This window comes from Brevibacillus laterosporus, assembly GCF_030489605.1.
Classification (GTDB): domain Bacteria; phylum Bacillota; class Bacilli; order Brevibacillales; family Brevibacillaceae; genus Brevibacillus_B; species Brevibacillus_B laterosporus_E.
Genome location: NZ_JAUKFY010000083.1, coordinates 1 through 301 on the forward strand (window position 1 = coordinate 1; position 301 = coordinate 301).

The following is a 301-nucleotide window of genomic DNA, read 5'->3' on the forward strand; positions in this document are numbered from 1 at the left end:
CGTATGTGTATTCCATCCACCAATTCTCATCTTCTGAGCAGATGTATCCCGATTCACCGTTGATCGTGCGATCATGGCTCCTTTTTTGTAGCTGTTGACCAGCTTAGAAAGGGTTAGCTTCCCTGATCCAATTGCTGTAATCGTTTGGTTCTCAAAAGATGTATCATCACAAATCGTAACTTCTTGGCCAACCACGAAACCTGTTGTGGAAGCAACAGAAATAGCCACAGCAGTTGTACTAGGGGCTAGTGCAACTGTGGCATAGGTTTTTGTTTCATCCAATTGCAAAACTGGGTCAGTC

General features: G+C 44.2%; 1 pseudogene. It reads right to left on the reverse strand.

The features are described 5' to 3' along the window. A pseudogene (locus QZ995_RS23760) lies at positions 1 to 301 on the reverse strand (integrase); the annotation flags it as partial.